Source organism: Caulobacter segnis (genome assembly GCF_023935105.1).
Classification (GTDB): Bacteria; Pseudomonadota; Alphaproteobacteria; order Caulobacterales; family Caulobacteraceae; genus Caulobacter; species Caulobacter segnis_B.
Genome location: NZ_CP096040.1, coordinates 3,072,595 through 3,098,287 on the forward strand (window position 1 = coordinate 3,072,595; position 25,693 = coordinate 3,098,287).

The window sequence follows — 25,693 nt, forward strand, 5'->3', positions numbered from 1 at the left end:
TCGTCACCATCTGACGGCACGATGCCGTTGATGGACGCCTGGATCGCCGACCTTTTCAAAGTCGCCGCCGACAACGCCGGTCTCGCTGGCGCGGTCCTGTTCGCCATGACCCTGCTGGAGGCCCTGCTGATCGTGGGCCTGCTGATCCCCATCCTGGGCGTCATGCTGGCCGCCGGGGCCCTGGTGGCCCAAGGCGCTCTGCATCCGGTCGAGGCCATCCTGTGGTGCAGCGCCGGGGCCGCCGCCGGCGACGCCATCTCCTATCTCATGGGCCGAGGCCTGGGCGGTCGCCGGGCCTTACGCCTGCTGTTCCGGGGCCCTGTAGACAAGAAAGGTGGGCGTCGCCTCCTGGCCCGCGCCAAGCTCTTGACCCGCCGCCATGGTGTGCTGGCCATCGCCGCGGCCCGTTATCTCGGTCCGGCGCGCCCCTTCATCCCGATCCTGGCGGGCATGTCGCGCTCGGGCGGCTGGAGCTTCCAGGTCGCCAACGTGCTGTCGGCGCCGATCTGGGTGATCTCTCTGCTGGCGCCCGGCTATCTGGCCGCCCGGAACCTGGAGATGTTCGGGACCAACCCGGCCCTGGCCAGCGGCATGGCGCTGGTCGCAGTGCTGGTGATCGGCGCCGGCGCGCTGTGGCTCAGGCAAGGCAAGCGCGGCGGGGCGGCCGCCTAGCGCCGCTGTCGCCTCAGGTGACTGGGGCGATATCCGACGGGGCGTCGTAGTATCGGATCGACTGCTCGTCCCAGGCATAGTCGGCGCTGGCGATCTGCGTGCGGTCGTAGCTGGGCGAGGCCTTGAACCGATCCTTGGAGATGTCGGCCTGGTACGTCTTGGCCATGGGATCGTAGTGAACGATCGACCACGGCACGGGATGGTACCTGCCCGACCCGCCCAGCATTCCCGTTCCCTCGACCACGAGGAACTCGATCCGCCCGGTATCCAGGTCGACAAACGTCTCCGCGATGGTTCCCAGCTTGCCGCCCTTCTCGCCCAGAAGGTCCTCGCCAAGGATGTCTTTGCTTCTCGTCAGGGGCATCGGATTCTCTCTCGACCGACCGGCGTGGCTCGCCACGGGAGAAAGCGCCCGACGGGGCTAACGGTTTCGGCGGAGACTCAAACCGATCGCCAGCGCCGCTCGGCCCAGATCGCGCCCCCCAGCACCACCGCCACGGCCAGCCATAGCGCCGCGGCGCCGATCGTCACATAGGTCAGGGCGCCCAGCGCGCCGCCGGCGGCCAGGCCCGTCCAGAGGAACACGTAGCGCGGCCAGTCCGAGGGCTCGCCGCCAACCAGGGCGCCGGCGATGCGCTGGCCGGCCTTGACCAGGGCGCCGGTCATGTAGGTCAGGCCGACGGCCACGTCGCCGTTGCGCTGGAAGACGGCGTTCTCGGCCCCCATGGCCATGGCCACGGCCGTCACGCCCGCGGTGTCGAAGCCCAGGGCCAGCAGGCCAGCGCCCGCCGCCAACAGGGCCGCCTCCAGCGCCAGGACCGGCGATCGCCGGTTCTCGCCGCACGCCCGGGCCGTCAGGGCGCCCAGCACCACGCCGACGACGAACGAGCCCACCAGGGTCAGGACCGTCAGCACCGCGTGCCAGTTGGCGGTCGCCAGCCCCACGCCTAGGCGGGTGGAATTGCCGCTCATGAACGAGACGAAGAACCCGCCCAGCTTCAGGAAGCCGATCGCGTCGACATAGCCGGCCACGCCCGCCAACGTGACGGCCAGCGCCACCTCGCCCCGCTCGTAGTGCTTCACCCCGATGTCCCCGAAAAAGAAAACGGCCGGATCGTCTCCGATCCGGCCGCTCTCCGTCATCTAAAAACGTAGGCTGAAATCAGCCGACGATTTCGTCATCGGTGAAGAACTGGGCGATTTCGATGCCCGCGTTCTCCAGGCTGTCCGAGCCGTGGACCGAGTTTTCGCCGATCGACAGGGCGAATTGCTTGCGGATGGTGCCTTCGTCGGCGTTGGCCGGGTTGGTGGCGCCCATGACTTCGCGGTACTTCAGGACGGCGTTATCGCCTTCCAGGACCTGGACGACGACCGGCTCGGCGGTCATCTGCGCCACGAGTTCGCCGTAGAACGGACGCTCGGCGTGCACTTCGTAGAACTTCTTGGCTTGGGCTTCGGTCAGCTTCACGCGACGCTGAGCGACGATGCGCAGGCCGGCGGCCTCGATCACGGCGTTGACGGCGCCGGTCAGGTTGCGACGGGTGGCGTCCGGCTTGATGATCGAGAAGGTGCGTTCGGTCACGAGAGGTCTCACACAAGAGTTGTGAATTGGGAGGTTGCGGGCTTATAGCCGTGCGCCTCCTCCCCGCCAACCCCGCCGCGTAACCTTCACAAATATGCTCCAGATCAACGACCTGACGTTCAACGCCTGGGGACGGAAGTTCTTCGACCACGCCAGCGTCAGCCTGCCGCCCGGCGCCAAGGTCGGCCTGATCGGCCGCAACGGCGTGGGCAAGTCGACCCTGTTCAAGCTGATCCTGGGCCAATTGCACGCGGGCGACGATGAAATCAGCCTGCCCAAGGCCGCGCGCATCGGGTCGGTGGATCAAGAGCACCCGGCCACGCCCTTCACCCTGCTGGATACGGTGCTGGAGGCCGACGAAGAGCGTCACGGCCTGCTGACCCGGCTGGAAACGGCCGATCCCGAGGAGATGGGCGAGATCTGGGGTCGCCTGATCGAGATCGATTCCGACGCCGCCCCGTCGAAGGCTTCGGAAATCCTGGTCGGCCTGGGCTTCACCCAGGAAGACCTGACCCGCCCCATGTCCGAGTTCTCGGGTGGCTGGCGCATGCGCGTCGCCTTGGCGGCGGCGCTGTTCGCCGAGCCCGACATGCTGCTGCTGGACGAACCGACCAACTATCTCGATCTGGAAGGCGCCCTCTGGCTGGAGGCGCGGCTCCAGAAGTACCCGCACACTGCCCTGATCGTCAGCCACGACCGCGAGCTGCTCAACAACAGCTGCACGCACATGCTGCATCTGGCCGGCGGCAAGCTGGAACTCTACACCGGCGGCTACGACGACTTCGAGAAGCGCCGCGCCGAGAAGGCCCGCCTGCAGCTCTCCGCGAAAGCCAAGCAGGACGCCGAGCGCGCCCACCTGCAGGCCTTCGTCGACCGCTTCAAGGCCAAGGCTTCCAAGGCGGCGCAGGCGCAGTCCCGCATGAAGCGCCTGGCCAAGATGGAGCCCGTGGCGACCACGATCGAGGAGCGCGTCGCGCCGTTCACCCTGCCCTCGCCGCCCAGGCCCCTGCCTCCGCCGCTGATCCGCCTGGAGAAGGCCAGCGTGGGCTATGAGGAAGGCCGCTCCATCCTCAAGAACCTCAACCTGCGCATGGACCTGGACGATCGTATCGGTCTGCTGGGCGTCAACGGCGCCGGCAAGTCGACCTTCGCCAAGATGATCGCCGGGGCGCTGGACATCCAGAAGGGCGAGCTGCACCGCGACAAGAAGATGAAGGTCGGCTGGTTCCACCAGCACCAGATCGAGGCGATGGATCCCGAGGACACGCCGCTGGAGATCATCCGCCGGGCCATGCCGGACGCGTCGGAAAGCTCGCGCCGATCGAAGCTGGCCCAGTTCGGCCTGGGCTTCGAAAAGCAGGAGACCAAGGTCGACAGCCTGTCGGGCGGCGAGCGGGCTCGCCTGCTGCTGAACCTGGTGGCGATGGACGCCCCGCACCTGCTGATCCTGGACGAACCGACCAACCACCTGGACATCGACAGCCGCCGCGCCCTGTTGGACGCGCTGAACGACTACATGGGCGCGGTGATCCTGATCACCCACGACCGCTCGCTGATGGAACTGGTCGCCGATCGCCTGTGGCTGGCCGCCGACGGCACGGTGAAGCCGTTCGACGGCGACATGGACGACTACGCCAAGTTCGTGCTGGACCGCGCCAAGCAGGCCGTGAAGCCGACCCAGGTCGCCCGTGAGCCCGAGCCGGCCGCCGCCGCCGCGCCGAAAAAGGCCGCCGTCGAGCCGCTGCGCCGGAAGGTCGAGGCCGCCGAGCAGGTCATGACCCGCTGCACGCGCAACCTGGCCGAACTGGACGCCCAGCTCGAGGATCCGGACCTGTATGTGAAGAACCCGGCCAAGGTCGCCGAGCTGACCAAGCGTCGCGAGAACGCCAAAGCCAAGCTGCAAGAGGCCGAGGACGCGTGGATGACCCTGGCCGAGGAACTGTCCCTGGCGGAGGCCTGAAACGCCCTCTCCCTCAGGGAGAAGGGTAAACGCGCCTAAACCATGAAGTTTAGTGGTTAAGCGACATCTCGCGTTCATGGTGTGCGACATGACAACGCACCCCGCACGCAATCACATCGTCGCCAACCCCGAAGGCCTCTCGGCCGAAGTGGTGCTCGACGCCTTCGCCCACTGGGTGAATGATCGCATCGGCGAAGCCATGCGGATCGAGATGGATCTGGCGTTCCGCGACCGTCCGTTCGACATCGAAATCGGCCGTTCGCCGGCTCTGGTCGGCTGGGAGCACAAGTTCATCCCGCCGGGCGCGCCGAGCCCCAAGGGCAAGATGTGGACCGTCTATCGCCTGCACGACCAGGAAGGCCGTCCGGCCCACCTGCCGCATTCCGGCGATCTCGTCGAGGACCTGACGCCGCTGCTGGGCGAGCTGGGCTATCTGGGCGTCTTCGACGGCCAGCCGGCGATGTTCCCCGGCGTCGGCAAGCGCTGACGCCCGTCTACCGATCCCATGGCGGCGTTCCCTTGAACGCCTCGGCCAGGAAATCCACCATCAGGCGCACCTTGGCGCTGAGATGCCGACGGCTGGGATAGACCGCCAGCACGTCTATGTCAGGCAGGCTCCAGTCCGGCAGCAGTCGCACCAGGCGTCCGGCTCGCAGGTCTTCCCCGACGATGAACGTGGGCTGCCAGATCACGCCCTGTCCGGCCAGCGCCGCCGCTCGCGCCGTATCGCCATTGTTCGAATACATCACCGGCCGCATCCGCACGACCGCTTCGCGGCCGTCCAGATGGGTCAGCCGCCAGTCCTCGGCCATGGCCGTGTAGCTGTAGGCCAGGCAGCGATGCTCGGCGAGCGCCTCCGGCGTCTCGGGCGCGCCATGACCCTTCAGATAGTCCGGCGAGGCGCAGACGATGTTGCGCGAGGTCGCCAGCTTGCGGGCCACATGCGCCTGGGAGCCGCCGCGCGAGATGCGGATGGCCAGGTCGTAGCCCTCCTCGACCAGGTCGACGACGCGGTCGGACAGGCTGATCTCCAGCTCGACCCTGGGATGGCGAGCCATGAACACCGGCCACAGCGGCGCCAGGCACAGGACGCCGAAGCTGAGCGGCGCGTTGATCCTGAGGCGACCGCGCGGTTCGGCGACATTGGCCGAGGCGGCGGCTTCGGCCTCGGCGATCTCGTCCAGGAAGGCGCGAGCCCGCTCGTACAGCGCTTCACCGGCCTCGGTCAGCGACAGGCGCCGCGAGGTGCGGTTCAGCAGCCGCGCGCCCAGATGGGCCTCCAGCTCGGCGACATAGCGGGTGACATTGGCCGGCGAGGTGTCCAGAGCCTCGGCCGCCTTGGCGAAGCCGCCCTTGCCGACCACTGTGGTGAAGACCTCGAAGGCGCGCAGGCGGTCCATGGACTCATCATTCCGGAAAACTGAATAATAGATCGCGTTTTAGCCCATCGTTCAAGAACGATGCCCAGCCTAAATCTTCTCCCGTGACCGACGCGCGGTGCGCCGGCCCGTCAAACGGAAGGAACACACCATGCCTCGCCTCGCCAACAAGACCATCCTGATCACCGGCGGCACCACCGGCATCGGCTTCGCCGCCGCCCAGCGCGCGATCGAGGAAGGCGCCCGAGTCGCCATCACCGGCACGAACGTCCAGCGCCTTCAGGAGGCGAAGGTCGCCCTCGACGCCGATGTCCTGGCCATCCAGGCCGACGCGGGCGACGTGGCCGCCCAAGCCGATATCGCCAAGGCGGTCGCCGAGCGCTTCGGCAAGCTGGACGCCCTCTTCGTCAATGCCGGCGTTGCGCCGTTCGGCCCGCTGGAAAGCTGGACAGAGGACGCCTTCGACAAGGCCATTGGCGTCAACCTCAAGGGCCCGCTGTTCCTGATCCAGGCCCTGGCCCCGATCCTGGCCAATCCGGCCTCGATCGTGCTGAACGGCTCGATCAACGCCCATATCGGCATGGCCAATTCCAGCGTCTACGCCGCCAGCAAGGCCGGCCTGATCTCGCTGGCCCGCACGCTGTCGGGCGAGCTGATCGGACGCGGGATCCGCGTCAATGTGGTCAGCCCCGGACCGGTGGCGACGCCGCTCTATGGCAAGCTGGGCCTGGACCAGGCCTCGCTGGACGCGATGTCGGCCGGCATCCTGGCCAACCTCCCCGCCGGCCGCTTCGGCGACCCCAGGGAGATCGCCGACGCGGTGGTGTTCCTGGCCTCGGACGAGAGCCGCTTCACCGTCGGCAGCGAGCTGATCATCGACGGCGGCATGAGCACGCTGTGAAGATCAGGGGCGGCGTCGCCCCTTGTCCGACTCGATCGACAGCGAGCGGATATAGGCGGTGACGTCGCCGATCTGGATGGCGGTCATCGCCTTCGGCGGCATGGCGTAGTGCCCCACCGAGGCGATGGTCTCCAGCTCCCAGTCCAGACGGTAGTCCGCGTACTTGCGGGCGATCTCCCCGAACGGCGGCGATTCCATGCGCGGACTGACCCCGTCCTGGGTGATCGCGTGGCACCCCGAGCATTCGCGCGCCGCGAAGGCCGCGCCCCTGGCGGGAGAGCCCGCCTGTTCGCCTGGCCGCTCGACGCCCCCGCGGGCCTGCCCGAGGGCTGGTCCGCCGATCGCCAGCGCCAAGGCCGCTCCCATTGTCATCACGCGCCACATGTCGACACCTCCGCTTCGTCCGGAGGATCGCGGGCGGCGGCGCGCTCGCCAATTCGGGATTCTGCTTAGGCGGTCGCCGGACGCGGCGTGGCGAGCGCCGCCGCTAGCGTAGACAGCAGCGACAGCACGGTCAGCGGCTTGGGCGTGGCGCCGTCGAACACCGGATCCAGCGCCCCCGAACGCACATCGGCCGAGAAGGCGATAATCGGCGAGCGGGCGCTGGGTCCCTCCTCCGACCGGATCCTCAGAGCGGCCGACACGCCATCCAGTCGCGGCATGCGCAGGTCCATCAGGATGGCGTCGAACGGGGCGGCCCCGGCGGCGGCGACGCCCTCCTCCCCGTCCACGGCCTCGGCCACCTCGACCCCCACCGCCTCCAGCACGGAGCGGACCAGCTCGCGGTTGCCGGCGTTGTCGTCGACCACCAGCACGCGGCTGCCCGGCGGCGGCAGCGGAATGTCGTCCTCGCCGGCCTCGTCGTCGGCGTCATCATCCTGGCCGGTCCGGGCGGGAATCTCGAACCAGAAGCGCGCGCCCTGGCCCAGGGTGCTCTCGACCCCGATGTCCCCGCCCATCAGCTCGACCAGCCCGCGCGAGATGGCCAGGCCCAGGCCCGTGCCTCCATGCTCGCGGGTCAGGGCCGCGTCGATCTGGGCGAAACGAGCGAAGATCAGCGCCTGATCCGCTTCCGTGACCCCCGGCCCGGTGTCGGTGACACTGACCCGCAGCCGCCCGGCCTGCAGGTCGTAGTCGGTCTCCAGCCGAACCTCGCCGACCTCGGTGAACTTCACGGCGTTGCCCACGAGGTTCAGCAGCACCTGCCGCACGCGCTCGGGATCGAGCCGCAGCACCGGCGGCGCGACCTCGTCGCCCACCGCGCGCAGCACCAGGCCTTTGGCGGCCGCGTCGGAAGCCAGCATCTCCAGCACTTCCGACACCAGGTCGGCGATCATCACCGGGCGCCGGCTCAGGGTGATGCGCCCCTGCTCCAGTCGCGAAAAGTCGAGGATGTCGTTGATCGTCGCCAGCAGGGTCCGGCCGCCGGTGGTGATCCGGTCGACGTAGCGGCGGCCGCGCGGGCTGAGGCCCGGCTCGTCGGCCAGAAGGTTGGCGAAGCCGATCACGGCGGTGAGCGGCGTGCGCAGCTCGTGGCTCATATTGGCCAGGAACTCGCCCTTCACGGCGGCCGCCTGCTCGGCCTCGGCGCGGGCGGCGCGCAGATCCAGCTCCAGCGTCTTGCGGGCGGTGACGTCGCGGATGATGTCGGTGATGCCGGTCGGCGCGCCGGTCACCGGGTCGCTGGCCAGGGTCGGGCGTGATTCCAGCCAGATCATCCGGCCGTCCTTGCGGAAGGCGCGATACTCGACCGTCTCGGCCGGCGGCGCGGTGACGTCCTCGGGACAATACCGCTGCGCATCGACCACCCGGCGGATCGCGGCCCGATCCTCGTCGACCAGGATCTTCACGTACCGCTCGCCCAGCAGCTCGTCAGGCTCGTAGCCCAGGATGGCGCGGGCGGCGGGCGATATGTAGGTCATCCGCCCTTCCAGATCGCTGTGGGCGATGATGTCGAGCGCGCTTTCGGCCAGCAGGCGGTAGCGGGCCTCGCTGCGTTCGGCCTCCGCGCGGGCCTCGACGATATGGGCCAGGATGGCGCGCCGCTGGCGCTGGAACGCGGCGACCGGCAGGCTGACGAAGGTCGAGACGGCCAGGAACAGCTGCAGCACCGTCGACTGCGTATCCGTTCCCGCCAGGATCAGATGGATCGGCCCCCGACCGGAAATGGTCAGGACCATGGCGATCGCCGCCACCAGGGCCGCGCTCAGGGCCGCGCCCAGCACCTCCTGGCGCCAGGCCGCCAGCAGCATGGCCGGCGGCACCAGGAACAGCAGCGGATACTTGGTCTGGGCGAAGACCGCCGCCGTCATCAGGCAACAGATCACGATCGACAGCACGCCGTCGCGCGACAACGGCCGCTCGCGCAGATAGAGCCCCGCCTTGAAGAACACCACCAGGCACGGGCCGATGGTCAGCATGCCCAGGATGTCGTTCAGCACCCAGCCCACGACCGTGGTCCGCAGGTCACCGCCCAGCAGCAGGGTATAGATCGACGACGCCGCCCCGCCGGCCACGATCGGGGCCAGGAAGCCGCCCAGCACCACGAAGGCCAGCATGTCGCGCGGCCGCCCAAGGTCGATCGTCTCGCCCGTCATCCGCCGCACGGCGCTCGCCGCCAGCAGCGCCTCGGAGAGGTTCAGGGTGACCAGGATGACGTTGACCAGTGGGCTGTCGCCGGCATGCGCCCCAGCGAAAAGGGCCCCGACCGCGGCGCCGAGCATCAGCGCCGGCCAGCGCCGCGTCGGCGACGACAGCAGGCAGGCGGCCAGGAAGCCGTTCGACAGCCAGATCGGCGTCAGATGATTGTAGGCGCGCGGAATCTCGACGCAGAGATAGGCCAGGAACGCGAAGCCCACGGCGACGCCCAGCGCCGCCGACACCGTGGTCGCCAACGCATCGCGGGTCTTGGATCCGATCGTCGGCTGGTCGACCATGCTCTGAACCGGCCGGTCACGAATCTCCGGCTGTCAGAGTTATTTCATCTCAAACGCACGGGAGCCACCAAAGCTTGCTCGGTGGCGATTCAGCCGCACTTGACCTGTTGAACGACGCCCGTGTCGGCGTTGAACAGGATGTTCAGCCGGTCGGCACGGTAGTCCATCGTCACGGGACAGGTCGTGCAGGCCACCCGCCAGCGCGACGGGTCGACCGGGGCCGGCAAGCTGGTGCGCGGCTTGCCGACATACTGTTGCGCGTCCTTCAGGCCGCATTCGTCCTTCCTGGCCTCGGCCGTCGGCGGCGTGGCCGGCAGAGCGATGGCCGGCGGGGCGGTGGGCGTCGTGGGCGGCGGCGGCGGGGCCGGCTCGGGCGCGCTGGAGCATGAGGCCACGACCAGACCCAGCGCCAACGCCGCCCCGAGACCCGAGATCACCCGCATCATGCCTGCTTCTCCCAACCGCGTTCGGCGCCCTGGCGCCAGTACGACACCGGATGACCGGCCTTCTTGAACACCGCCCATCGTCCGCGAGCCTGCGACAGCGCCTGATCGTCGCGACCGTCGAACAGCAGGATGCAGCGCGAAACCCCTGAAAGATCTCCAGGTTCGGCTCCGTCGATCAGGAACAAAGCGTCGCCGGCGTTGGGGTTCCCGTCCTGCTCGGTCAGCAGCACCGGTTGGCGCTCGGCCATCGGCTCGGTCGCCAGGCCGTGCGGCAGGAAGCTGTCCTCGCGATAGGTCCAAAGGTGCTGGTCCAGGGCTTCCAGCCGCCGGGGATCGCCGCCGCGCACCAGCGCCTTCCAGCCCCGCCCGAGCGTCTTCTCCAGAAGCTCGGGCAGCACGGCCTCGAGCGGCGAGCGCTCGAGGTGATAGAACCAGACCTCGCAGGGCGCGGCGTCGGCCATGCTCAGCTTTCGTAAGCGTCGGCGACGAGACGGTTCAGCAGACGCACGCCATAGCCGGCCGCGCCGTCCGGCACGGTCGGGTCGGTCGAGGGCTTCTTCCAGGCCACCGAGGCGATGTCGAGGTGGGCCCAGGGCGTGCCGTTGACGAACTTCTGCAGGAACAGGCCGGCGGTGATCGAGCCGGCCGGCCGGCCGCCGATGTTCTTCATGTCGGCGATCGGGCTTTCGATCTGCTTCTCGTACGAGGCCGGCAGCGGCAGGCGCCACAACGGCTCGCGCTCGGCCTTGCCGGCTGCCAGAAGTTTTTCCGACAAGCCGTCGTTATTGCTGAACAAACCGGCGTAGTCATGACCCAGCGAGATGATGATCGCGCCGGTCAGGGTGGCCAGGTCGATCATGAACTGCGGCTTGAAGCGGTCCTGGCAGTACCAGAGCGCGTCGGCCAGCACGAGGCGGCCTTCGGCGTCGGTGTTGATGACCTCGATCGTCTGGCCCGACATCGAGGTGACCACGTCGCCCGGACGCTGGGCGTTGCCGTCGGGCATGTTCTCGACCAGGCCCAGGATGCCGATGGCGTTGACCTTGGCCTTGCGGCCGGCCAGGGCGTGCATGACGCCGATCACGGCGGCCGCGCCGCCCATGTCCCACTTCATGTCCTCCATGCCGTCGGCGGGCTTGATCGAGATGCCGCCGGTGTCGAAGCAGACGCCCTTGCCGACGAAGGCGATCGGCTGCGCCGCCTTATCGGCCGCGCCCAGCCAGCGCATGATCACCAGCTGGCTCTCGCGCACGCTGCCCTGGCCGACGCCCAGCAGGCTGCCCATGCCCAGTTCAGCCATGGCGGCTTCGCCCAGAACCTCGACTTCGAGACCCAGACTTTCCAGGCTCTTGGCGCGGGCGGCGAACTCTTCGGGATGCAGGATGTTGGCTGGCTCGGAGACCAGGTCGCGGCTGAACACGATGGCGTCGGCCAGGGCCGACAGCGGCTCGAACGCCTTCTGGGCCTTGACCGGGTCGGCGGCGGCGACCTTGACCACCTGGACCGACGGCTTTTTCTCGGCCTTCTCGGTGGTGCGGTACTTGTCGAAGCGATAGGCGGCCAGGCGCGCGCCGAACGCGGCGCGGGCGGCGCTCTCGGCGTCGGCGCCCAGCTTGAGGACCAGCTCGGTCACACCCGTGGTCTTCACGGCCTGGTAGGCCGAGGCCGCGGCGGTCTCGACCGCTTCCGGCTCGACCGCGCCCGCGCCGTCGACGCCGACCAGCACCAGGCGAGCCGCTTCAAGGCCATGCGGCGCGACGACGTCCAGGGTCTGGCCCTTGGCGCCGGTGAAGCGGCCGCCGGCGATGGCGCGCGCCAGGGCGCCGCCGGTGGCCTCGTTGGCCGCCTTGGCCTCGGGGGACAGGGCCGCGCCCTCGTGGGCCAGAACCGCCAGCGCGGCGGTGGCGCCGGCCTGGGTGTCGACGGGGACGAACTCGATACGCATGCCGCGCTCCTGCATCTGGGCGACTTCGAAGCGGCGCGTCGCGACGGCGCTGCCGCTCCCTTCTCGACTAGGCGGCATAGTCCAATGCCGCGCCTTAGAAAAGGCTCCGTTCGGCCCCAGTCGGAATGGTCAAGTCAGGTCCCCGGTTGTGCCGACGCGAAGCCCCCGTGTAGAACGGCCCATCTTCGGGGTTCGTCCCACGAATCCATCCGCCCCGAACGTTTCTTCATGCGCCTCATAGAACGCTATCTCTTCCGCCAGTTGCTGGGTCCGACGCTTCTGGCGACCGCGGCCTTGGTGGCGCTCGCCCTGTTGGCGCGCAGCCTGTCGGAGTTCGACGTGCTGGTGGAGCAGCGCCAGAGCGCGGTGGTCTTCCTGAAGATCATCGTGCTGGCCCTGCCCCAGCTCTTGGGCATCATGATGCCTCTGGCCCTGTTCGTGGCCGCGCTGGTGGCCTTGAACCGCCTGCACACCGAGCAGGAGATCGTCGTCTGCTTCGCCGGCGGCATGAGTCGCTGGAGCGTGATCTCGCCGGCCATGCGCCTGGCGGTGATCGCCGCCCTGGTGTCTCTGGTCTCCGGCCTGTGGCTGCAGCCCTGGAGCGCGCGCCAGATCCGCGAGACGGCCTTCGACATCAAGACCGACGTCGCCTCGACGCTGGTCCAGCCGGGCCAGTTCACCGAGCCGGGCCCGGGCCTGACCGTCTACGCCCAGTCGATCGACCGCGACAACAAGATCCAGAACCTGTTCATCCACCAGGAAATGCCCAACGGCGGGGCCTCGACCTATTCCTCCCGCGAGGCCGAGATCGCCACGCGCAAGGGCCAGCCGGTGCTGATCATGCGCCACGGCTCCAACCAGCAGTTCTCGCGCCAGGGCGTGCTGCAGTACACCTCGTTCGACGAGTACACCTTCGACCTGTCCAGCCTGTTCCACTCCGACGAGCTGCTGCACTACAAGATAGCCGACCGCTATCCGCACGAGCTGTTCTTCCCGGACATGACCCAGGACTGGGAGCAGAGGAACCGCGAGAAGATGCTGGCCGAAGGCCATTCGCGCTTCGCCGGTCCGCTGTACAACATCGCCCTGATGACCATGGCCCTGGCGGCCGTGCTGGGCGGTTCGTTCAGCCGCATGGGCTACGGCAAGCGGATCGCCGCCGTCGGCGCGGCCGCGGCCATCGTCCGCATCGTCGGTTTCGGCGTCCAGGCCGCCTGCGAGGACGATCCCTGGCTGAACATCCTGCAGTACCTGGTGCCGCTGGCGGCCATGTGGTGGGGCCTGTCGCAGATCTTCCGCCAGAAAGTCTCGGCCCGGATCCGGCGCAAGCTGGCCAAGGCCGCGCCGGCCTGGACGGGAGCGGCCTGATGCTGACCATGGGCATGCTGGAACGCTACGTCCTCAAGCGCACCATGAGCGCGCTGGTCGGCGCCCTGGCGGTGCTGGGCGCGATGGTGATGCTGATCGCCTTCGTCGACATCGCCCGCAATGTCGGCACGCGCGCGGACGCCAGCTTCCTGCAGCTGCTCTACCTGACCTTGTTGCAGGCCCCGGCCACCATCCTGGTGCTGGCGCCGTTCGTCTTCCTGTTCGGCACCATGTGGGCCTTCGTCGAGCTGAACCGGCGCAGCGAGCTGATCGCCATGCGCGCGGCCGGCGTCTCGGCCTGGCGCTTCATCATGCCGGCGGCCTTCGCTTCGTTCTTCATCGGCCTGTTGACCATCACCCTGCTCAACCCTCTGACCACGGCGATGACCGCCAAGTTCGAGACCGAGCGCGACGCCCTGATGAACGGCTACCTGAAGGAAGCGCCCAAGGGCACATGGCTGCGGCAGGGCGACGACAAGACCCAGATCGTCATCCGCGCCCGGGCCCGCGACGTCATCGACGGTTCGGTGCGGCTGAAGGGCGTGTCGCTGTTCGTCTACAGCCTGAACGCCAAGGGCGTGATGGACTTCACGCGGCGCATCGAGGCCAACGAGGCCAAGCTGGAACCAGGCTTCTGGCGCCTGACCGGCGTGCGCGAGGCCACGCCGGGGGCCGGGGCGATCCGTTCCGACAGCCTGTCGATCCCGTCCAACCTGGACGACCGCACCGCGTCCGAGCGGTTCAACACGCCCCAGGCCGTGGCCCTGTGGCGCCTGCCGGCCACGATCGAGCGCACCGAGGACGCCGGCTTCTCGGCCGCGCCGTTCAAGCTGCGCCTGCAGCAGGACCTGGCGACGCCCCTGCTGTTCGCGGCCATGTCGGTGCTGGCGGCGGCGTTCTCTCTGCGCCTGATGCGCCTGGGCGGTCTGGCCGCCCTCGCCGGTTCGGGCGTCGCGCTGGGCTTCGGATTCTTTTTCTTCAACGAACTGTGCAGCACCTTGGGCAAGGCTGACGTTCTGGCCCCGTTCATCGCCGCATGGACGCCGCCGACCGTCGCGCTTTTGGCGGGCTTCACTTTGCTTTGCTATACGGAAGATGGGTGAGTCATTGCCAAGGTCGTCCATGACTGAACAGCGTCACAGCGTCCCGCACGCCGGCCGCGCCCTGCTTATGGGCAGCGCGGCCTGGCTGGCGCTCGCCTGCGCGAGCCCGGCCAACGCCCAGCAGAGCCTGGCGGCGATCCCGCCGACGCCCGTCGTCGCCACAGCGCCGTCGGACGGCCTGGGTGACGACGCCTACTACCTGGAAGCAGACCTGCTGATCCGGGACGACAAGAACGAGATCATGACCGCCAAGGGCTCGGTCGAGACGCGCTATCAGGGTCGAACCCTGCGCGCCGACGAGGTCGTCTACAACAACAAGACCGGCGCGGTGACCGCCAACGGCCACGTCCAGATCATCAATCCGGACGGCACCGCCGAGTTCGCCGACCACTTCGAGGCCGACAAGGACTTCAAGGCCGGATTCGCGCGCAACTTCGCCGCCCGCCTCGACGAGAACATGAAGGTGGCCTCGGTCACCGCAGTGCGCCGCAACGCCAACATCCAGGAGCTGAACAAGGCGATCTACACGCCTTGCGAGGTCTGCGCCGAAAAGCCGACCCCGACCTGGTCGGTCTCGGCCGATAAGATCGTCCAGGATAAGCAGAAGCAGCTGATCTACTACAAGAACGCCGTCATCCACCTGTGGGGCGCGCCGGTCCTGTACATGCCGCTGTTCTGGCACCCGGACCCGTCGGCCAAGCGCAGCTCGGGCTTCCTGGCGCCCAAGATCACGCCTTATTCCAAGAGCCGGGGCGTCTCGTACGAGCAGCCCTATCTCTATGTGATCTCGCCGTCCTCGGACGTGGTGGTCACGCCCCAGATCAACAGCAAGGTGAACCCGTTCCTGAACGTGGACTACCGCAAGCGCTTCTATTCGGGGATGCTGCAGGCGCGCGGCGGCTTTAGCTACGACAAGGACTTCGACATCCGCGGCGACCGGTTCGGCAAGGCCACCGCGATCAGCTACATCCTGGCGGATGGCAAGTTCGATATCGACGAAAAGTGGAAGTGGGGCTTCTCGGCCGAGCGCGCCTCGGACGCCCTGATCTTCGACCGCTACAAGGTCAACGACGTCTACCAGCAGCGCGGCCTGTTCACGAGCGACGACCATCGGCTGGTCTCGCAGCTGTACGCCACGCGCCAGGACCAGCGGTCGTGGTTCTCGGTCTCGGCGGTGTCGGTTCAGGGCCTGCGCGTCGTCGGCACCAGCGCCACCGGCACGGCCAACGCCTTCGAAAACAGCGGCGCCTTCCCGTTGATCGGCCCGCTGGTCGAGGCCCGCTGGGAGCCGGACGCCCCCGTGCTGGGCGGCCGCCTGCGCCTGCAAGGTTCGGGCGTCATGCTGAACCGCTCGGAGAGCCAATACGGCGAGGCGCCCTACTATCTCGGCGCCTACAAGGGCCAGGACGGCGTCGATTCCAGCCGCGCTAGCGTCAAGGCCGACTGGCGCACCAGCACGATCGTCGGCAACGGCCTGAAGATCTCGCCGTTCGCCCAGGCCCGCGCCGACGCCTATTCGATCAAGACCTACGTCACCGCCGCGGCGGCCGCGCTGGGCGACGACTCCAGCGAGAAATACACCCGCGCCCTCGGCGTGGGCGGCGTCGACTTCAGCCTGCCGTTCTACAAGCCGCTGAGCAATGGCGGCAACATCGTGCTGGAGCCCCTGGCCCAGATCGCCGCCGGCTCGGACAGCTCGCGCGTGCCCACGGTCGTGGCCCGTAACGGCACGACGACCTACCTCTACAACGAGGACAGCGCGACGCTGGAGTTCGACGAGACCAACCTGTTCAGCGCCAACAAGTCGCCGGGCTTCGACCTCTACGAAGGCGGCCAGCGCGTGAACGTCGGCGGCCGCGCCACCTACAGCCTGCCTGACGGGCGCGGCGGCAGCGTGCTGGTCGGCCGCAGCTTCCGCTCGAAGTTCGACCCCCTGCTGCCGGCCCGCACCGGCCTCCAGACCAAGTCGTCGGACTGGATCGTGGCCGCCACGGTCACGCCGATCCATGGGGTCACCGCCTTCGCCCGCACCCGCCTCGACTCGGACACCCAAGAGATCCACCGGATCGAAACCGGGATCGACGCCTACACCTCCCGCGCCAACGGTTCGATCCGCTATCTGAAGGACGAACTGGACTCGAACGGCTCCCGCCAGGAGAGCTTCGAGGCGCGCGGCGAACTGAAGCTGACCAAGCGATTCTCGCTGACCACCTTCGGCCAGCGCGACATGGTCGCGGACGTCTGGCGCCGCCGCGACGTGGGCGTCGCCTACCAGGACGACTGCATCCGCATCGACGTCATCTACCAGCAGGAAGACCGCTACGCCTCGACGGCTTCGGGCCTGCGCCTGCAGCCTGACCGTACGATCGTCTTCAGCCTTTCGTTCGCCACATTGGGCAGTGCAGGTAGCGTCGCAAGATGAGTGAACACGTTTGGGGGGCGTGCAGCGTTGTCGCGTCCGTCTCCCGGGTGTGTCTCGGGGGCGACGACCACGGGGAAACGTCAGATTTGGCGTTCGTCACTTCCGAAAACATGATAACCGACCGCGCCTGCCATGTGCGGCCTGGGACTAGAGGAACGACACTATCCATGCGGTCTGCGCGTAGCGTGACGACTTTCGCGGCCGGCGCCGCGTCCATTCTCGCCCTGACCGTGGCGAGCCTCGGCTTGCCGGCGCTGGCGCAAGAGCAACAAGCGGCTCCGCCCCAGGTCGACGCGCCGCCGGCGGCGCCCGCGCAGCCCGCCGCGCCCCAGCCGCTGCAGGAGAGCGTGTCCGCGGTCGTCAACGACGAGATCGTCTCCAGCTATGACCTGATGCAGCGCATGCGCCTGCTGATGGCCACGTCGGGCATGCAGCCTACCCAGGAGAACCTGCCGCAGATCGAGCAGGAAGCCCTGCGCTCGCTGATCGACGAGCACCTGCAGATGCAGGAGCTGCGTCGCGTCGAGAAGCAGCAGAAGATCACGATCATCTCGACCGACAAGGAAGTCGACGAGCAGATCGCCGACATCGCCCAGTCCAACAAGATGACCCCCGACCAGCTGAAGCAGTCGCTGGTCCAGCAGGGAATCGGCCTGGACACCTGGCGCGCCCAGCTGCGCGCCGATAGCAGCTGGCAGTCCTGGATCCAGGGCCGCTACGGCTCGCGCCTGCGCATCGGCGAGGACCAGATCAAGGCCTATCAGCGCCGTCTGGCCGAGTCGGCCGCCAAGCCGCAGTACCAGGTCAGCGAAGTGTTCTTGGACGCCGCCCGCGTCGGCGGCATGCAGGTCGCCGAGAACGGCGCCAACCAGTTGATCACCCAAATGCAGCAGGGCGCGCCGTTCGCGGCCGTCGCCCGCCAGTTCTCGGGCTCGGCCACCGCGGCCAACGGCGGCGACGTGGGTTGGATCAGCCCCGGCGAAATGCCGCCCGAGGTCGACGCCGCTCTGGAACAGCTGCGTCCCGGCCAGCTGTCCAAGCCCATCCAGGTCAAGGACGGCGTCTACATCGTCTATCTGCGCGACAAGCGCGCGGGCTCGAAGACGGCCATCGTCGACCTCAAGCAGGTCGCCGCGCCCCTGGCCGCCGACGCCACTCAGGCCCAGGTCGACGCGGCCACCAAGCTGCTGACCGACCTGAAGCCCAAGATCACCAGCTGCGCGACGCTGGAAGCCACCGCCGGCAAGGTGGACGGCCTGGTCGCCGGCGACCTCGGCGAGGCCGAGATCACCGATCTGGCCCCGGCCTTCCAGGACGCGGCCAACAAGCTGGAAGTCGGCCAGGTCTCCGATCCGATCCGCACCGACGCCGGCATGCACCTGATCGCCGTCTGCGGTAAGCGCCAGGGCGGGGCCAACGCGCCCACCCACGACCAGATCGAGAACCGGCTGCGCGGCCAGCAACTGGCCCTGATCGCCAAGCGCTATCTGCGCGACCTGCGCAACCAGGCCACCATCGAGACCCGGTGACGCGGCCGCTCGCCCTCAGCGCCGGCGATCCCGCCGGCGTCGGCGCCGAGATCATCGCCAAGGCGTGGCGCGCGCTCCGCCAGGACGGACCGCCCTTCGTGGTCGTGGGCGACGCCCAGCTGCTGGCCTCGGCCGGCGGCGACGTCAAGGTCCGCCCGGTGACAGGGCCCCGCGAGGCCCTGGAGGTCTTCGCCGAGGCCCTGCCGGTCATCGACATCCCCCTGCTCTCGCCCGTCATCGCCGGCCAGCCCTCGCCGGTCCACGCGACGCAGGTGATCCGCTGGATCGAAACCGGCGTCGGCCTGGCCCTGTCCGGCGCGGTGTCGGGTCTGGTCACCGCCCCGATCGCCAAGGCGCCGCTCTACGAGGCGGGCTTCAAGTTTCCGGGCCATACCGAGTTCCTGGCCGAGCTGACCGCCGCCGAACGCTTCGAGGGCGCGCGCGGGCCGGTGATGATGCTGGCCGCCGGCGATCTGCGCGCCACGCTGGTGACCATCCACACCAGCATCGCCAAGGTCCCGGGCGCGCTGGACATCGAGAGCATCGTCAACAGCGGCCTGGTCACCGCTCAGGCCCTGCGCAAGGACTTCGGGATCCAGACCCCGCGCCTGGCCGTCGCCGCCCTCAACCCGCACGCCGGCGAAGGCGGCGCGCTGGGACGCGAGGAGATCGAGATCATCGAACCGGCCGTCCGCGCGCTGCGGGACCTGGGCGTCGACGCCACGGGCCCCTCGCCGGCCGACACCCTGTTCCACGCCGAGGCCCGCGCCCGTTTCGACGGGGTCCTGTGCATGTATCACGACCAGGCGCTGATCCCGGTCAAGATGCTGGACTTCTGGGGCGGGGTGAACATCACCCTGGGCCTGCCGATCGTGCGAACCTCGCCCGACCACGGCACCGGCTTCGACATCGCTGGACGCGGGATCGCCCGGCCCGATAGCCTGATCGCCGCCATCAAGCTGGCGGACCAGATCGCCGCCCGCCGCGGCGCCTGAGAGGCCTTGAGAAAGACGTAAGATGAGCCTGGCCGACCTGCCGCCCCTGCGCGAGGCCCTGGAGCGCCACGACCTCTTGGCGCGCAAGAGCTTCGGCCAGCACTTCCTGCTGGACCTGAACGTAACGCGCAAGATCGCCCGCCTGGCTCAGGTCGGCGAAGGCGACACCGTGGTCGAGGTCGGTCCCGGGCCCGGCGGCCTGACCCGCGCCCTGCTGGAAACCGGCGCGCGCGTGGTGGCGATCGAAAAGGACAGCCGCTTCCTGCCCCTGCTGTCGGAAGTCGCCGAGGTCGCCGACGGCCGCCTGGAACTGATCGAAGGAGACGCCTTGAAGGTCGACGGGGCCAAGGCCGCCGGCGGCCCGGCTCACGTGGTCTCGAACCTGCCCTACAACGTCGGCACCCAGCTCCTGATCAACTGGCTGACCGGCCCCTTCCGACCGCTGTCGATGACCCTGATGTTCCAGAAGGAGGTCGCCGATCGCATCGTCGCCCAGACCGACGATGACGCTTACGGCCGCCTGGCGGTGATCTCGCAGACCCTGTGCGAGGCCAAGACCGTCATGGACCTGCCGGCCAAGGCCTTCACCCCGCCGCCCAAGGTGGCCTCGGCGGTCGTGCGCCTGGTCCCCAAGGCCGATCCGCCGCCCGCCGGGATCGTGGCCGCCCTGGAGCGCGTCACCGCCGCCGCCTTCGGCCAGCGGCGCAAGATGCTGCGCTCCAGCCTCAAGGCCCTGGGTGGCGCCGAGCTGTGCGAGAAGGCCGGCGTCAGCCCCGACGCCCGCGCCGAGGTCATCGACCTGGCGGGCTTCCTGGCCCTGGCGAAGGCCACGCAGACCTGACACCCGTGATCGTCCTCGTTACCCCTCGCCTGCGCCTTCGCACCGCCCGTCCGGACGATCTGGAGGCCATGCACGCCGTGCTGAGTTCGGTCGAGGCGACCCTCTACTGGTCGACCCCGCCCCATGCGGACCTCGATCGCACGGCGGTGTGGCTGCGGGCCATGATCGACATCCCCTCCGGCGAAGGCGAGGACTTCGTCGTCGAGCACGAAGGACGGGTGATCGGCAAGGCGGGGCTGTACCGCTTTCCGGAGATCGGCTTCATCCTGCACCCCGACAGCTGGGGTCAAGGTCTGGCGAGCGAGGCGCTGACCGCCGTGCTGACCCGTGGTTTCGATGTCCATGGCCTGGACGCCGTCATCGCCGACGTCGACCCACGTAACGCCGCCAGCCTGCGCCTGCTGGCCCGCCACGGCTTCGGCGAGACCGGCCGGCGCGAGCGCAGTTGGCTGGTCGGAGAGACCTGGTGCGACAGTATCGATCTGGCGCTGACGCGGGACGACTGGTTGGCCGCCCGGCCAGGCTAGCCGCCGTCGACCCGGAAGGCCGAGATGATCGGGCACGGTCCCGCCCGCCCCTCGCCACACGCCGCGGCCAGCCGTTGCAGACTCTCCCGCGCCGCCTGAAGCTCGGCGATCTTGTGGTCCAGCGCCTCGATCCGTTCCCGCGCCAACGCGCGGGCCCGCGCACGGTCCTCGCTGGCGTCGAGGTCGAGCAGTTCGCCGACCTGCTCCAGGGTGAAGCCCGCGGCCTGGGCGGCGCGGATGAACTTCAGCCGCCTGATGTCCTCGCCGTCATAGCGCCGGATGCCGCCCGAAAGCGCCGAGCCGCCCGACTTCTCGGGCGTTCGAAGCAGTCCCCGGCGTTGGTAGTAGCGCACCGTCTCGACGCCCACGCCGCCTTCGCGCGCCAAAGCCGCGATCGTGTTGGCCATGCCTTGACTCCGTACCATGGTACGGAACCTACATGGGGCGGGTCCAATCGCGAATCCAGGAGTGATGCGATGCGTCCCGCCCAGGCGACCACCGCCAAGACCGCCCAGCTCTACCGCATGGTCATGCCCGGGCATGTCTGCCCCTACGGCCTGAAGGCGCTGCACCTGCTGAAATCCAGGGGCTACGCGGTCGAGGATCATTGGCTGAAGACCCGCGAGGAGACCGACGCCTTCAAGGCCGAACACGGGGTGAAGACCACGCCCCAGGTGTTCATCGACGGCCAGCGGGTTGGCGGCTACGACGATCTGCGCCGGCATTTCGGCCAGAAGGTCCGCGATCCCAAGGCCCTGACCTACGCGCCGGTCATCGCCCTGTTCGCCGTGGCCGCCCTACTGGCCCTGGCGGCCAGCCAGGCCGCGTACGGCAGCCCGCTGACCGCTCGCGCGGCCGAGTGGTTCGTGGCCTTCAGCATGGTCCTTCTGGCCCAGCAGAAGCTGCGCGACGTCGAGAGCTTCTCGACGATGTTCCTGAACTACGACCTCCTGGCCGCGCGCTGGGTTCCGTATGGCTATGTCTATCCGTTCGCCGAACTGACGGCGGGGGTGTTGATGGCCGCGGGCGTCCTGACCTGGCTGGCCGCGCCGCTGGGCCTGTTCATCGGCGTCGTCGGCGCGGTGTCGGTGTTCAAGGCCGTCTATATCGACAAGCGCGCGTTGAAGTGCGCCTGCGTCGGCGGCGACAGCAACGTCCCCCTGGGTTTCGTGTCCCTGACCGAGAACCTGCTGATGGCGGCCATGGCGATCTGGATGTTGAGCCCCTATCACGGGTGAAACCGTCGGGAAAACTATTGACGGTAGAGCCGACGGTCGCCAGCTTGCCCCTGGGCTAAGCGGGGCGAACGTGACCACCAACAGCGCGGGGAATGCGCCTTCAACCGTCGCGCGGCGGCTATTGTTCATGGCCCTCACCCTGGCCGCGCCCGCCATCCTGTTGATGGGCGCCCTGGTGGCCATGCAATACAACGAGGGCCAGCGACGCTTCTCCACCCAACTGGTCGCCATGACCCGGGCCCTGTCCCTGGCCACCGACCGCCAGATCGAGCAGGGCCACAGCGTGCTGCAGGGGCTGGCGGTCTCGCCCGCCCTGGCCGAGGGCGACCTGGCGACCTTCGAAAAGCAGGCCCGAGAGGCCGTGCAGGGGCGCGAAGGCTGGATCGTGCTGATGACCATGGATCGCCAGCTGATCAACACCCGAATACCGCCGGGCCAGCCGAGACCGATCGCGCCCGTCACACCCCAGTCCTGGAGCGAGATGACGACGGGCAAGTCGAACGTCAGCAACCTGATCCCCCGCCACGGGGCCGGTCCGATCATCGGCACCAACGTGCCGGTGCTGGTCAGGGGCAAGTTGCTGGTGCTGGCCTACATGCAGCACCCGGCCGCCTTCCACGCCCTGATGACCGGCCAGACCTTCCCCGACAGCTGGACAGCCAGCATCGTCGACCGCAACGCCGCGCTCGTGGCCCGCTCGCGCGACCAGGACAAGATGCTGGGCAAGCACGCCAGCCCGGACATGCGCAGGGCCATGGCCCGCGCCAATGACGGCGTGGTGCGCACCCATACCCTGGACGGCGTCCAGACCCTGTCGGCCTTCAGCCGCTCGCCGACCTATGGCTGGACCTTCATCGTCGGGGTGCCCCGCGAGGAGCTGAATCGCGCCGTCATGACCTCACTGGGCCCCGCCGTCGCCGGGGCGGCGTTGCTGATCGCCCTGGGCGTCACGGCCGCCTTCGCCTTCGCCCGCCCGATCTCGCGCGACGTGCGCGGCCTGGTCGGCGAGGCCGAGGCCCTGGCCGGCGGCGCGCCGCTGGATCCCGCGCCCTCGCACCTGCAGGAGATCGCCGAGGTGCGCGGCTCGCTGCAGGCGGCCGCCGACATCCTGCGCGCCCGCGACGCCGAGGCCCGCCGCGCGGCCGAGCGCCAGCAGCTGATGATCAACGAGCTGAACCATCGGGTGAAGAACACCCTGGTCGTCGTCCAGTCCCTGGCCCGCCACAGCCTGCGCGCCAAGAACGACGAGCTGACCAGCGACCAGGGCCTGACCCAGTTCAACGACCGCATCCACGCCCTGGCCACGGCGCACGACCTACTGACCCGCCGCAGCTGGGAGGGCGCCGACCTGGGCGAGCTGCTGGCCGAGGTCCTGCAGCCCTACGCCAGTCAGGTGAGCCTGGAAGGCCCTCCCCTGCCGCTGCGCCCGAACGCCGCCGTGGCCCTGGCGATGATCTTCCACGAGCTGGCAACCAACGCCTCCAAGTACGGCGCCCTGTCGACGCCAGCCGGCCAGGTCGCCGTCCGCTGGAGCCTGGACGGTCGTACGCGCCTGGTCGTGGACTGGCGCGAGACCGGCGGCCCCGAGGTTAAACCGCCCAAGCGCAAGGGATTCGGCTCGCGCCTGATCGCCGCCAGCCTGAAAGGCGACCTGGCCGGCGCGGCGGACTTCGACTACGCGCCGAGCGGCCTGATCTGCGTGCTGACCATCCTGACCCCGCCCCGAACGGCCCAACCGACGGGCGCCTGAACGACCGATCGTCGCAGCGCCCCGATGTCGCCTTGGCTCGGCCATGGTGCGCTGCGATAGCTCTTCCTGGTTAGTCGCAGGGGAAGTCGCGCGATGAGTTTGTCGTTTCTGATCGGAGCCGTTCTAGGGTCCGGCCTGTTCATCGCGCTGGGTCGCGCCCCGGCCGAGAAGCTGATCGCCTACGTGCAAGATCGGGTGCGCGGGAACTAACGGCGCCGTCGGGCTCTTGATTGGGCAGGGTCGCACAGGGCGACCGCTCACGGAGTCCCTACGATGTCCATTCTCGCCTGGCTCCTTCTGGGCCTGATCGCTGGCTTCATCGCCAGCAAGCTCGTCAACCGCACTGGCAGCGGCGTGCTGCTGGATATCGTGCTCGGCATCGTCGGCGCGTTCGTCGGCGGCTGGCTGTTCAACCAGTTCGGCAACAGCGGCGTGTCGGGTTTCAACCTCTACAGCCTGCTGGTGGCCACCATCGGCGCCGTCGTCATCCTGGCGCTGTACCACCTGATCTTCGGCCGTCGCGCGCTTTAGGCGCCCGGCCCGTGGCGGCGGACGAAAGTCCGCCGCCTACGCTCAGATCTCTTCCTTCAGAAGATCGCCCACCAAGTCGCCGATCCAGGGGTTTCGGGCCCGCTTCAGACGTTCGGCGTGATAGATGTGGGCCAGATCCGCGTAAGCGCGATCAAAATCCTCATTCAGAATGACGTAGTCGAAGCGCTCCCAGTCGGCGACCTCGTCCTTGGCACGCGAGAGACGGCGATGGATCACCTCCTCGCTGTCCTGGCTGCGCGTATGCAGGCGGCGGCTCATCTCCGCCAGGGACGGCGGCAGGATGTAGACCAGCACGCTGTCTTCCTTGGCCTGGGCGTGCACCTTCATGGCGCCCTGGAAGTCGATGTCGAACAGAGCGCTCTCGCCCCGCTCCAGCGCTTCCATGATCGGCGGACGCGGGCTGCCGTAGTAGTTGCCGTACACCTCGGCCCACTCCAGGAAAGCGTCCTGGTCGATCATCGCCTTGAACTTGTCCTTGGTGACGAAGTGGTAGTCGCGGCCGTCGTGCTCGCCCGGGCGCGGATCGCGGGTCGTGGCGCTGATCGACAGGTGCAGATCGTTATGGTCGGCCACCAGGCGGCGGGTCAGCGAGGTCTTGCCGACGCCCGAGGGCGCGACGACCATCAACAGCAGACCCCGGTGAGGCGAATGGGCATGGGGCTTATTCAACGTTCTGGACCTGCTCGCGGAACTGCTCGATCACGGCCTTCAGCTCCAGACCGATGGCCGTCAGGCTGGTCAGGGCCGACTTCGAGCAGAGGGTATTGGATTCTCGCATGAATTCCTGGGAGAGGAAGTCGAGCCTGCGGCCCGACGCGCCCTCGCCCGACAACAGACCCCGCGCCGCCACGACGTGGCTGGCCAGGCGGTCCAGTTCCTCGCGCACATCGGCCTTCACGGCCTGGGCGGCGGCTTCCTGGACGATGCGTTCGTCGCTGGCGGCCTCGCCGACCAGTTCGGCCATGCGACGGGCGAAGCGTTCCTTCAGCACCGCCGGCTGGCCCGCGGCCTCGCGCTCGGCGTCGGCGGTCAGGGCCTCGATGCGGTCGACCAGGCCGTTCAGCACCGGATCCAGGGCCGCGCCCTCTTCCAGTCGCGCGGCCTTCAGCCCGTCCAGGGCCTGGGCGATCGAAGCGGCCATGGCGGCCTCGGTGGCCGCCCGCGCCTCGGCGTCGTCCTCGTCCTCGCGCGCCTCGATAACCCCCTTCAGGGCCAGCAGGCCGTCCAGGGTCGGCTTGGCGACCATGCCGGTGGCGACATAGGGGCCGCCGGCGGTCAGATAGCGTTCCAAGGTCGCGATATTGACCTGGGTCTCGCCCGAGGTCTCGGCGCGCTTGGCCTGGACATTGACGGTCAGCTGGCCGCGCTGGAAGCGGGCCTGCGAGCCTTCGCGCGCGGCGCGTTCCAGGCTCTCGAAGCCGGGTGGGCCGCGAAAGCGGGTCTCGAGGTTGCGACCGTTGACGCTGCGCGCCTCGACCGCCCAGGACCAGGCGCCGTGAGCGCCCTCGACTCGGGAAAAGCCGGTCATGCCCGAGATCGGCATCGTC

At 68.7% G+C, this 25,693-nt stretch carries 25 protein-coding genes and 1 pseudogene; 14 read left to right on the forward strand and 12 right to left on the reverse strand.

The genetic code is table 11. The features are described 5' to 3' along the window. Positions 1 to 30: 30 nt before the first annotated feature. Positions 31 to 672, forward strand: a complete 642-nt coding sequence (locus MZV50_RS14480; RefSeq protein WP_252629862.1) for a DedA family protein — start codon at positions 31 to 33, stop codon at positions 670 to 672. A 13-nt stretch (positions 673 to 685) separates the two neighbouring features. On the opposite strand, the gene MZV50_RS14485 is transcribed toward MZV50_RS14480, so the two are convergent. From MZV50_RS14485 to ndk, 3 genes are all read right to left on the reverse strand, one after another. Next, entirely contained in the window at positions 686 to 1,036 is a 351-nt protein-coding gene (locus tag MZV50_RS14485; RefSeq protein WP_252629863.1) for a PRC-barrel domain-containing protein, read from the reverse strand. A gap of 77 nt (positions 1,037 to 1,113) precedes the next feature. Beyond that, the gene (locus MZV50_RS14490; RefSeq protein ID WP_252629864.1) at positions 1,114 to 1,755 is read right to left on the reverse strand and encodes a YoaK family protein; all 642 of its coding nucleotides are present in this window, start codon (positions 1,753 to 1,755) and stop codon (positions 1,114 to 1,116) included. A 79-nt stretch (positions 1,756 to 1,834) separates the two neighbouring features. Next, complete coding sequence (gene ndk, locus MZV50_RS14495) at positions 1,835 to 2,254, reverse strand: nucleoside-diphosphate kinase (protein WP_252629865.1); 420 nt, start codon at positions 2,252 to 2,254, stop codon at positions 1,835 to 1,837. Between the two features lie 94 nt (positions 2,255 to 2,348). Here ndk and MZV50_RS14500 point away from each other — a divergent pair, with 94 nt between their 5' ends. Both MZV50_RS14500 and MZV50_RS14505 read left to right on the forward strand, forming a co-directional pair. Continuing rightward, a complete protein-coding gene (locus tag MZV50_RS14500; RefSeq protein WP_252629866.1) occupies positions 2,349 to 4,214 on the forward strand; it encodes an ABC-F family ATP-binding cassette domain-containing protein in 1,866 nt (621 codons plus the stop codon). A gap of 88 nt (positions 4,215 to 4,302) precedes the next feature. Beyond that, complete coding sequence (locus tag MZV50_RS14505) at positions 4,303 to 4,701, forward strand: hypothetical protein (protein ID WP_252629867.1); 399 nt, start codon at positions 4,303 to 4,305, stop codon at positions 4,699 to 4,701. Positions 4,702 to 4,708: 7 nt separating this feature from the next. Here MZV50_RS14505 and MZV50_RS14510 read toward each other — a convergent pair whose 3' ends face one another. Then, the gene (locus MZV50_RS14510) at positions 4,709 to 5,614 is read right to left on the reverse strand and encodes a LysR family transcriptional regulator (RefSeq protein ID WP_252629869.1); all 906 of its coding nucleotides are present in this window, start codon (positions 5,612 to 5,614) and stop codon (positions 4,709 to 4,711) included. A gap of 130 nt (positions 5,615 to 5,744) precedes the next feature. On the opposite strand from MZV50_RS14510, the gene MZV50_RS14515 reads away from it, so the two are divergent. Further along, entirely contained in the window at positions 5,745 to 6,494 is a 750-nt protein-coding gene (locus MZV50_RS14515) for an SDR family oxidoreductase (protein ID WP_252629871.1), read from the forward strand. Positions 6,495 to 6,497: 3 nt separating this feature from the next. Here MZV50_RS14515 and MZV50_RS14520 read toward each other — a convergent pair. From MZV50_RS14520 to MZV50_RS14540, 5 genes and pseudogenes are all read right to left on the reverse strand, one after another. Then, positions 6,498 to 6,779: pseudogene (locus MZV50_RS14520) on the reverse strand (c-type cytochrome); the annotation flags it as partial. A 164-nt stretch (positions 6,780 to 6,943) separates the two neighbouring features. Further along, positions 6,944 to 9,430 (reverse strand): MASE1 domain-containing protein, encoded by a 2,487-nt coding sequence (locus tag MZV50_RS14525; protein ID WP_252629873.1) that lies wholly within the window; start codon positions 9,428 to 9,430, stop codon positions 6,944 to 6,946. An 89-nt stretch (positions 9,431 to 9,519) separates the two neighbouring features. Further along, on the reverse strand, positions 9,520 to 9,873 hold the full coding sequence (locus MZV50_RS14530) for a peptidase inhibitor I78 (RefSeq protein ID WP_436792227.1): 354 nt from the start codon (positions 9,871 to 9,873) through the stop codon (positions 9,520 to 9,522). Beyond that, entirely contained in the window at positions 9,873 to 10,337 is a 465-nt protein-coding gene (locus MZV50_RS14535; protein ID WP_252629875.1) for a DNA polymerase III subunit chi, read from the reverse strand. Before MZV50_RS14535 ends, MZV50_RS14530 begins: the two co-directional genes overlap by 1 nt. Positions 10,338 to 10,339: 2 nt before the next feature. Then, positions 10,340 to 11,821: a leucyl aminopeptidase gene (locus tag MZV50_RS14540; protein ID WP_252629877.1), complete on the reverse strand. Its 1,482-nt coding sequence runs from the start codon at positions 11,819 to 11,821 to the stop codon at positions 10,340 to 10,342. Between the two features lie 228 nt (positions 11,822 to 12,049). On the opposite strand from MZV50_RS14540, the gene lptF reads away from it, so the two are divergent. The 7 genes from lptF (at position 12,050) to MZV50_RS14575 (ending at position 20,606) form a co-directional block, all read left to right on the forward strand. Further along, positions 12,050 to 13,189 carry an LPS export ABC transporter permease LptF gene (gene lptF / locus MZV50_RS14545; RefSeq protein WP_252629879.1) on the forward strand — a complete coding sequence of 380 codons (1,140 nt, stop codon included), beginning with the start codon at positions 12,050 to 12,052 and terminating at the stop codon, positions 13,187 to 13,189. After that, on the forward strand, positions 13,186 to 14,292 hold the full coding sequence (gene lptG, locus MZV50_RS14550; RefSeq protein ID WP_252635246.1) for an LPS export ABC transporter permease LptG: 1,107 nt from the start codon (positions 13,186 to 13,188) through the stop codon (positions 14,290 to 14,292). Before lptF ends, lptG begins: the two co-directional genes overlap by 4 nt. Continuing rightward, positions 14,285 to 16,714, forward strand: a complete 2,430-nt coding sequence (locus tag MZV50_RS14555; protein WP_252629880.1) for an LPS-assembly protein LptD — start codon at positions 14,285 to 14,287, stop codon at positions 16,712 to 16,714. The genes lptG and MZV50_RS14555 overlap by 8 nt, the downstream gene beginning before the upstream one ends. Before the next feature lie 167 nt (positions 16,715 to 16,881). Further along, positions 16,882 to 18,243 carry a peptidylprolyl isomerase gene (locus tag MZV50_RS14560; protein ID WP_252629882.1) on the forward strand — a complete coding sequence of 454 codons (1,362 nt, stop codon included), beginning with the start codon at positions 16,882 to 16,884 and terminating at the stop codon, positions 18,241 to 18,243. Beyond that, a complete protein-coding gene (pdxA, locus tag MZV50_RS14565) occupies positions 18,240 to 19,238 on the forward strand; it encodes a 4-hydroxythreonine-4-phosphate dehydrogenase PdxA (protein ID WP_252629884.1) in 999 nt (332 codons plus the stop codon). The genes MZV50_RS14560 and pdxA overlap by 4 nt, the downstream gene beginning before the upstream one ends. 22 nt (positions 19,239 to 19,260) lie before the next feature. Continuing rightward, entirely contained in the window at positions 19,261 to 20,079 is an 819-nt protein-coding gene (gene rsmA / locus MZV50_RS14570; RefSeq protein ID WP_252629885.1) for a 16S rRNA (adenine(1518)-N(6)/adenine(1519)-N(6))-dimethyltransferase RsmA, read from the forward strand. A 5-nt stretch (positions 20,080 to 20,084) separates the two neighbouring features. Further along, positions 20,085 to 20,606, forward strand: coding sequence for a GNAT family N-acetyltransferase (locus MZV50_RS14575; protein WP_252629886.1), 522 nt, complete (start codon positions 20,085 to 20,087; stop codon positions 20,604 to 20,606). On the opposite strand, the gene MZV50_RS14580 is transcribed toward MZV50_RS14575, so the two are convergent. After that, on the reverse strand, positions 20,603 to 21,013 hold the full coding sequence (locus tag MZV50_RS14580) for a MerR family DNA-binding protein (RefSeq protein WP_252629888.1): 411 nt from the start codon (positions 21,011 to 21,013) through the stop codon (positions 20,603 to 20,605). The genes MZV50_RS14575 and MZV50_RS14580 overlap by 4 nt on opposite strands. Positions 21,014 to 21,082: 69 nt before the next feature. Between MZV50_RS14580 and MZV50_RS14585 the strand changes: the two genes are divergently transcribed. From MZV50_RS14585 to MZV50_RS14595, 3 genes are all read left to right on the forward strand, one after another. Continuing rightward, on the forward strand, positions 21,083 to 21,844 hold the full coding sequence (locus tag MZV50_RS14585) for a glutaredoxin family protein (protein ID WP_252629890.1): 762 nt from the start codon (positions 21,083 to 21,085) through the stop codon (positions 21,842 to 21,844). Between the two features lie 70 nt (positions 21,845 to 21,914). Next, the gene (locus tag MZV50_RS14590; RefSeq protein ID WP_252629892.1) at positions 21,915 to 23,594 is read left to right on the forward strand and encodes a sensor histidine kinase; all 1,680 of its coding nucleotides are present in this window, start codon (positions 21,915 to 21,917) and stop codon (positions 23,592 to 23,594) included. 273 nt (positions 23,595 to 23,867) lie between these two features. Further along, entirely contained in the window at positions 23,868 to 24,125 is a 258-nt protein-coding gene (locus MZV50_RS14595) for a GlsB/YeaQ/YmgE family stress response membrane protein (protein WP_252629894.1), read from the forward strand. Positions 24,126 to 24,167: 42 nt separating this feature from the next. Here MZV50_RS14595 and gmk read toward each other — a convergent pair whose 3' ends face one another. Both gmk and MZV50_RS14605 read right to left on the reverse strand, forming a co-directional pair. Beyond that, on the reverse strand, positions 24,168 to 24,815 hold the full coding sequence (gmk, locus tag MZV50_RS14600; protein ID WP_252629896.1) for a guanylate kinase: 648 nt from the start codon (positions 24,813 to 24,815) through the stop codon (positions 24,168 to 24,170). Next, positions 24,808 to 25,689: a YicC/YloC family endoribonuclease gene (locus MZV50_RS14605; RefSeq protein ID WP_252629898.1), complete on the reverse strand. Its 882-nt coding sequence runs from the start codon at positions 25,687 to 25,689 to the stop codon at positions 24,808 to 24,810. Before MZV50_RS14605 ends, gmk begins: the two co-directional genes overlap by 8 nt. Between the last annotated feature and the right edge of the window lie 4 nt (positions 25,690 to 25,693).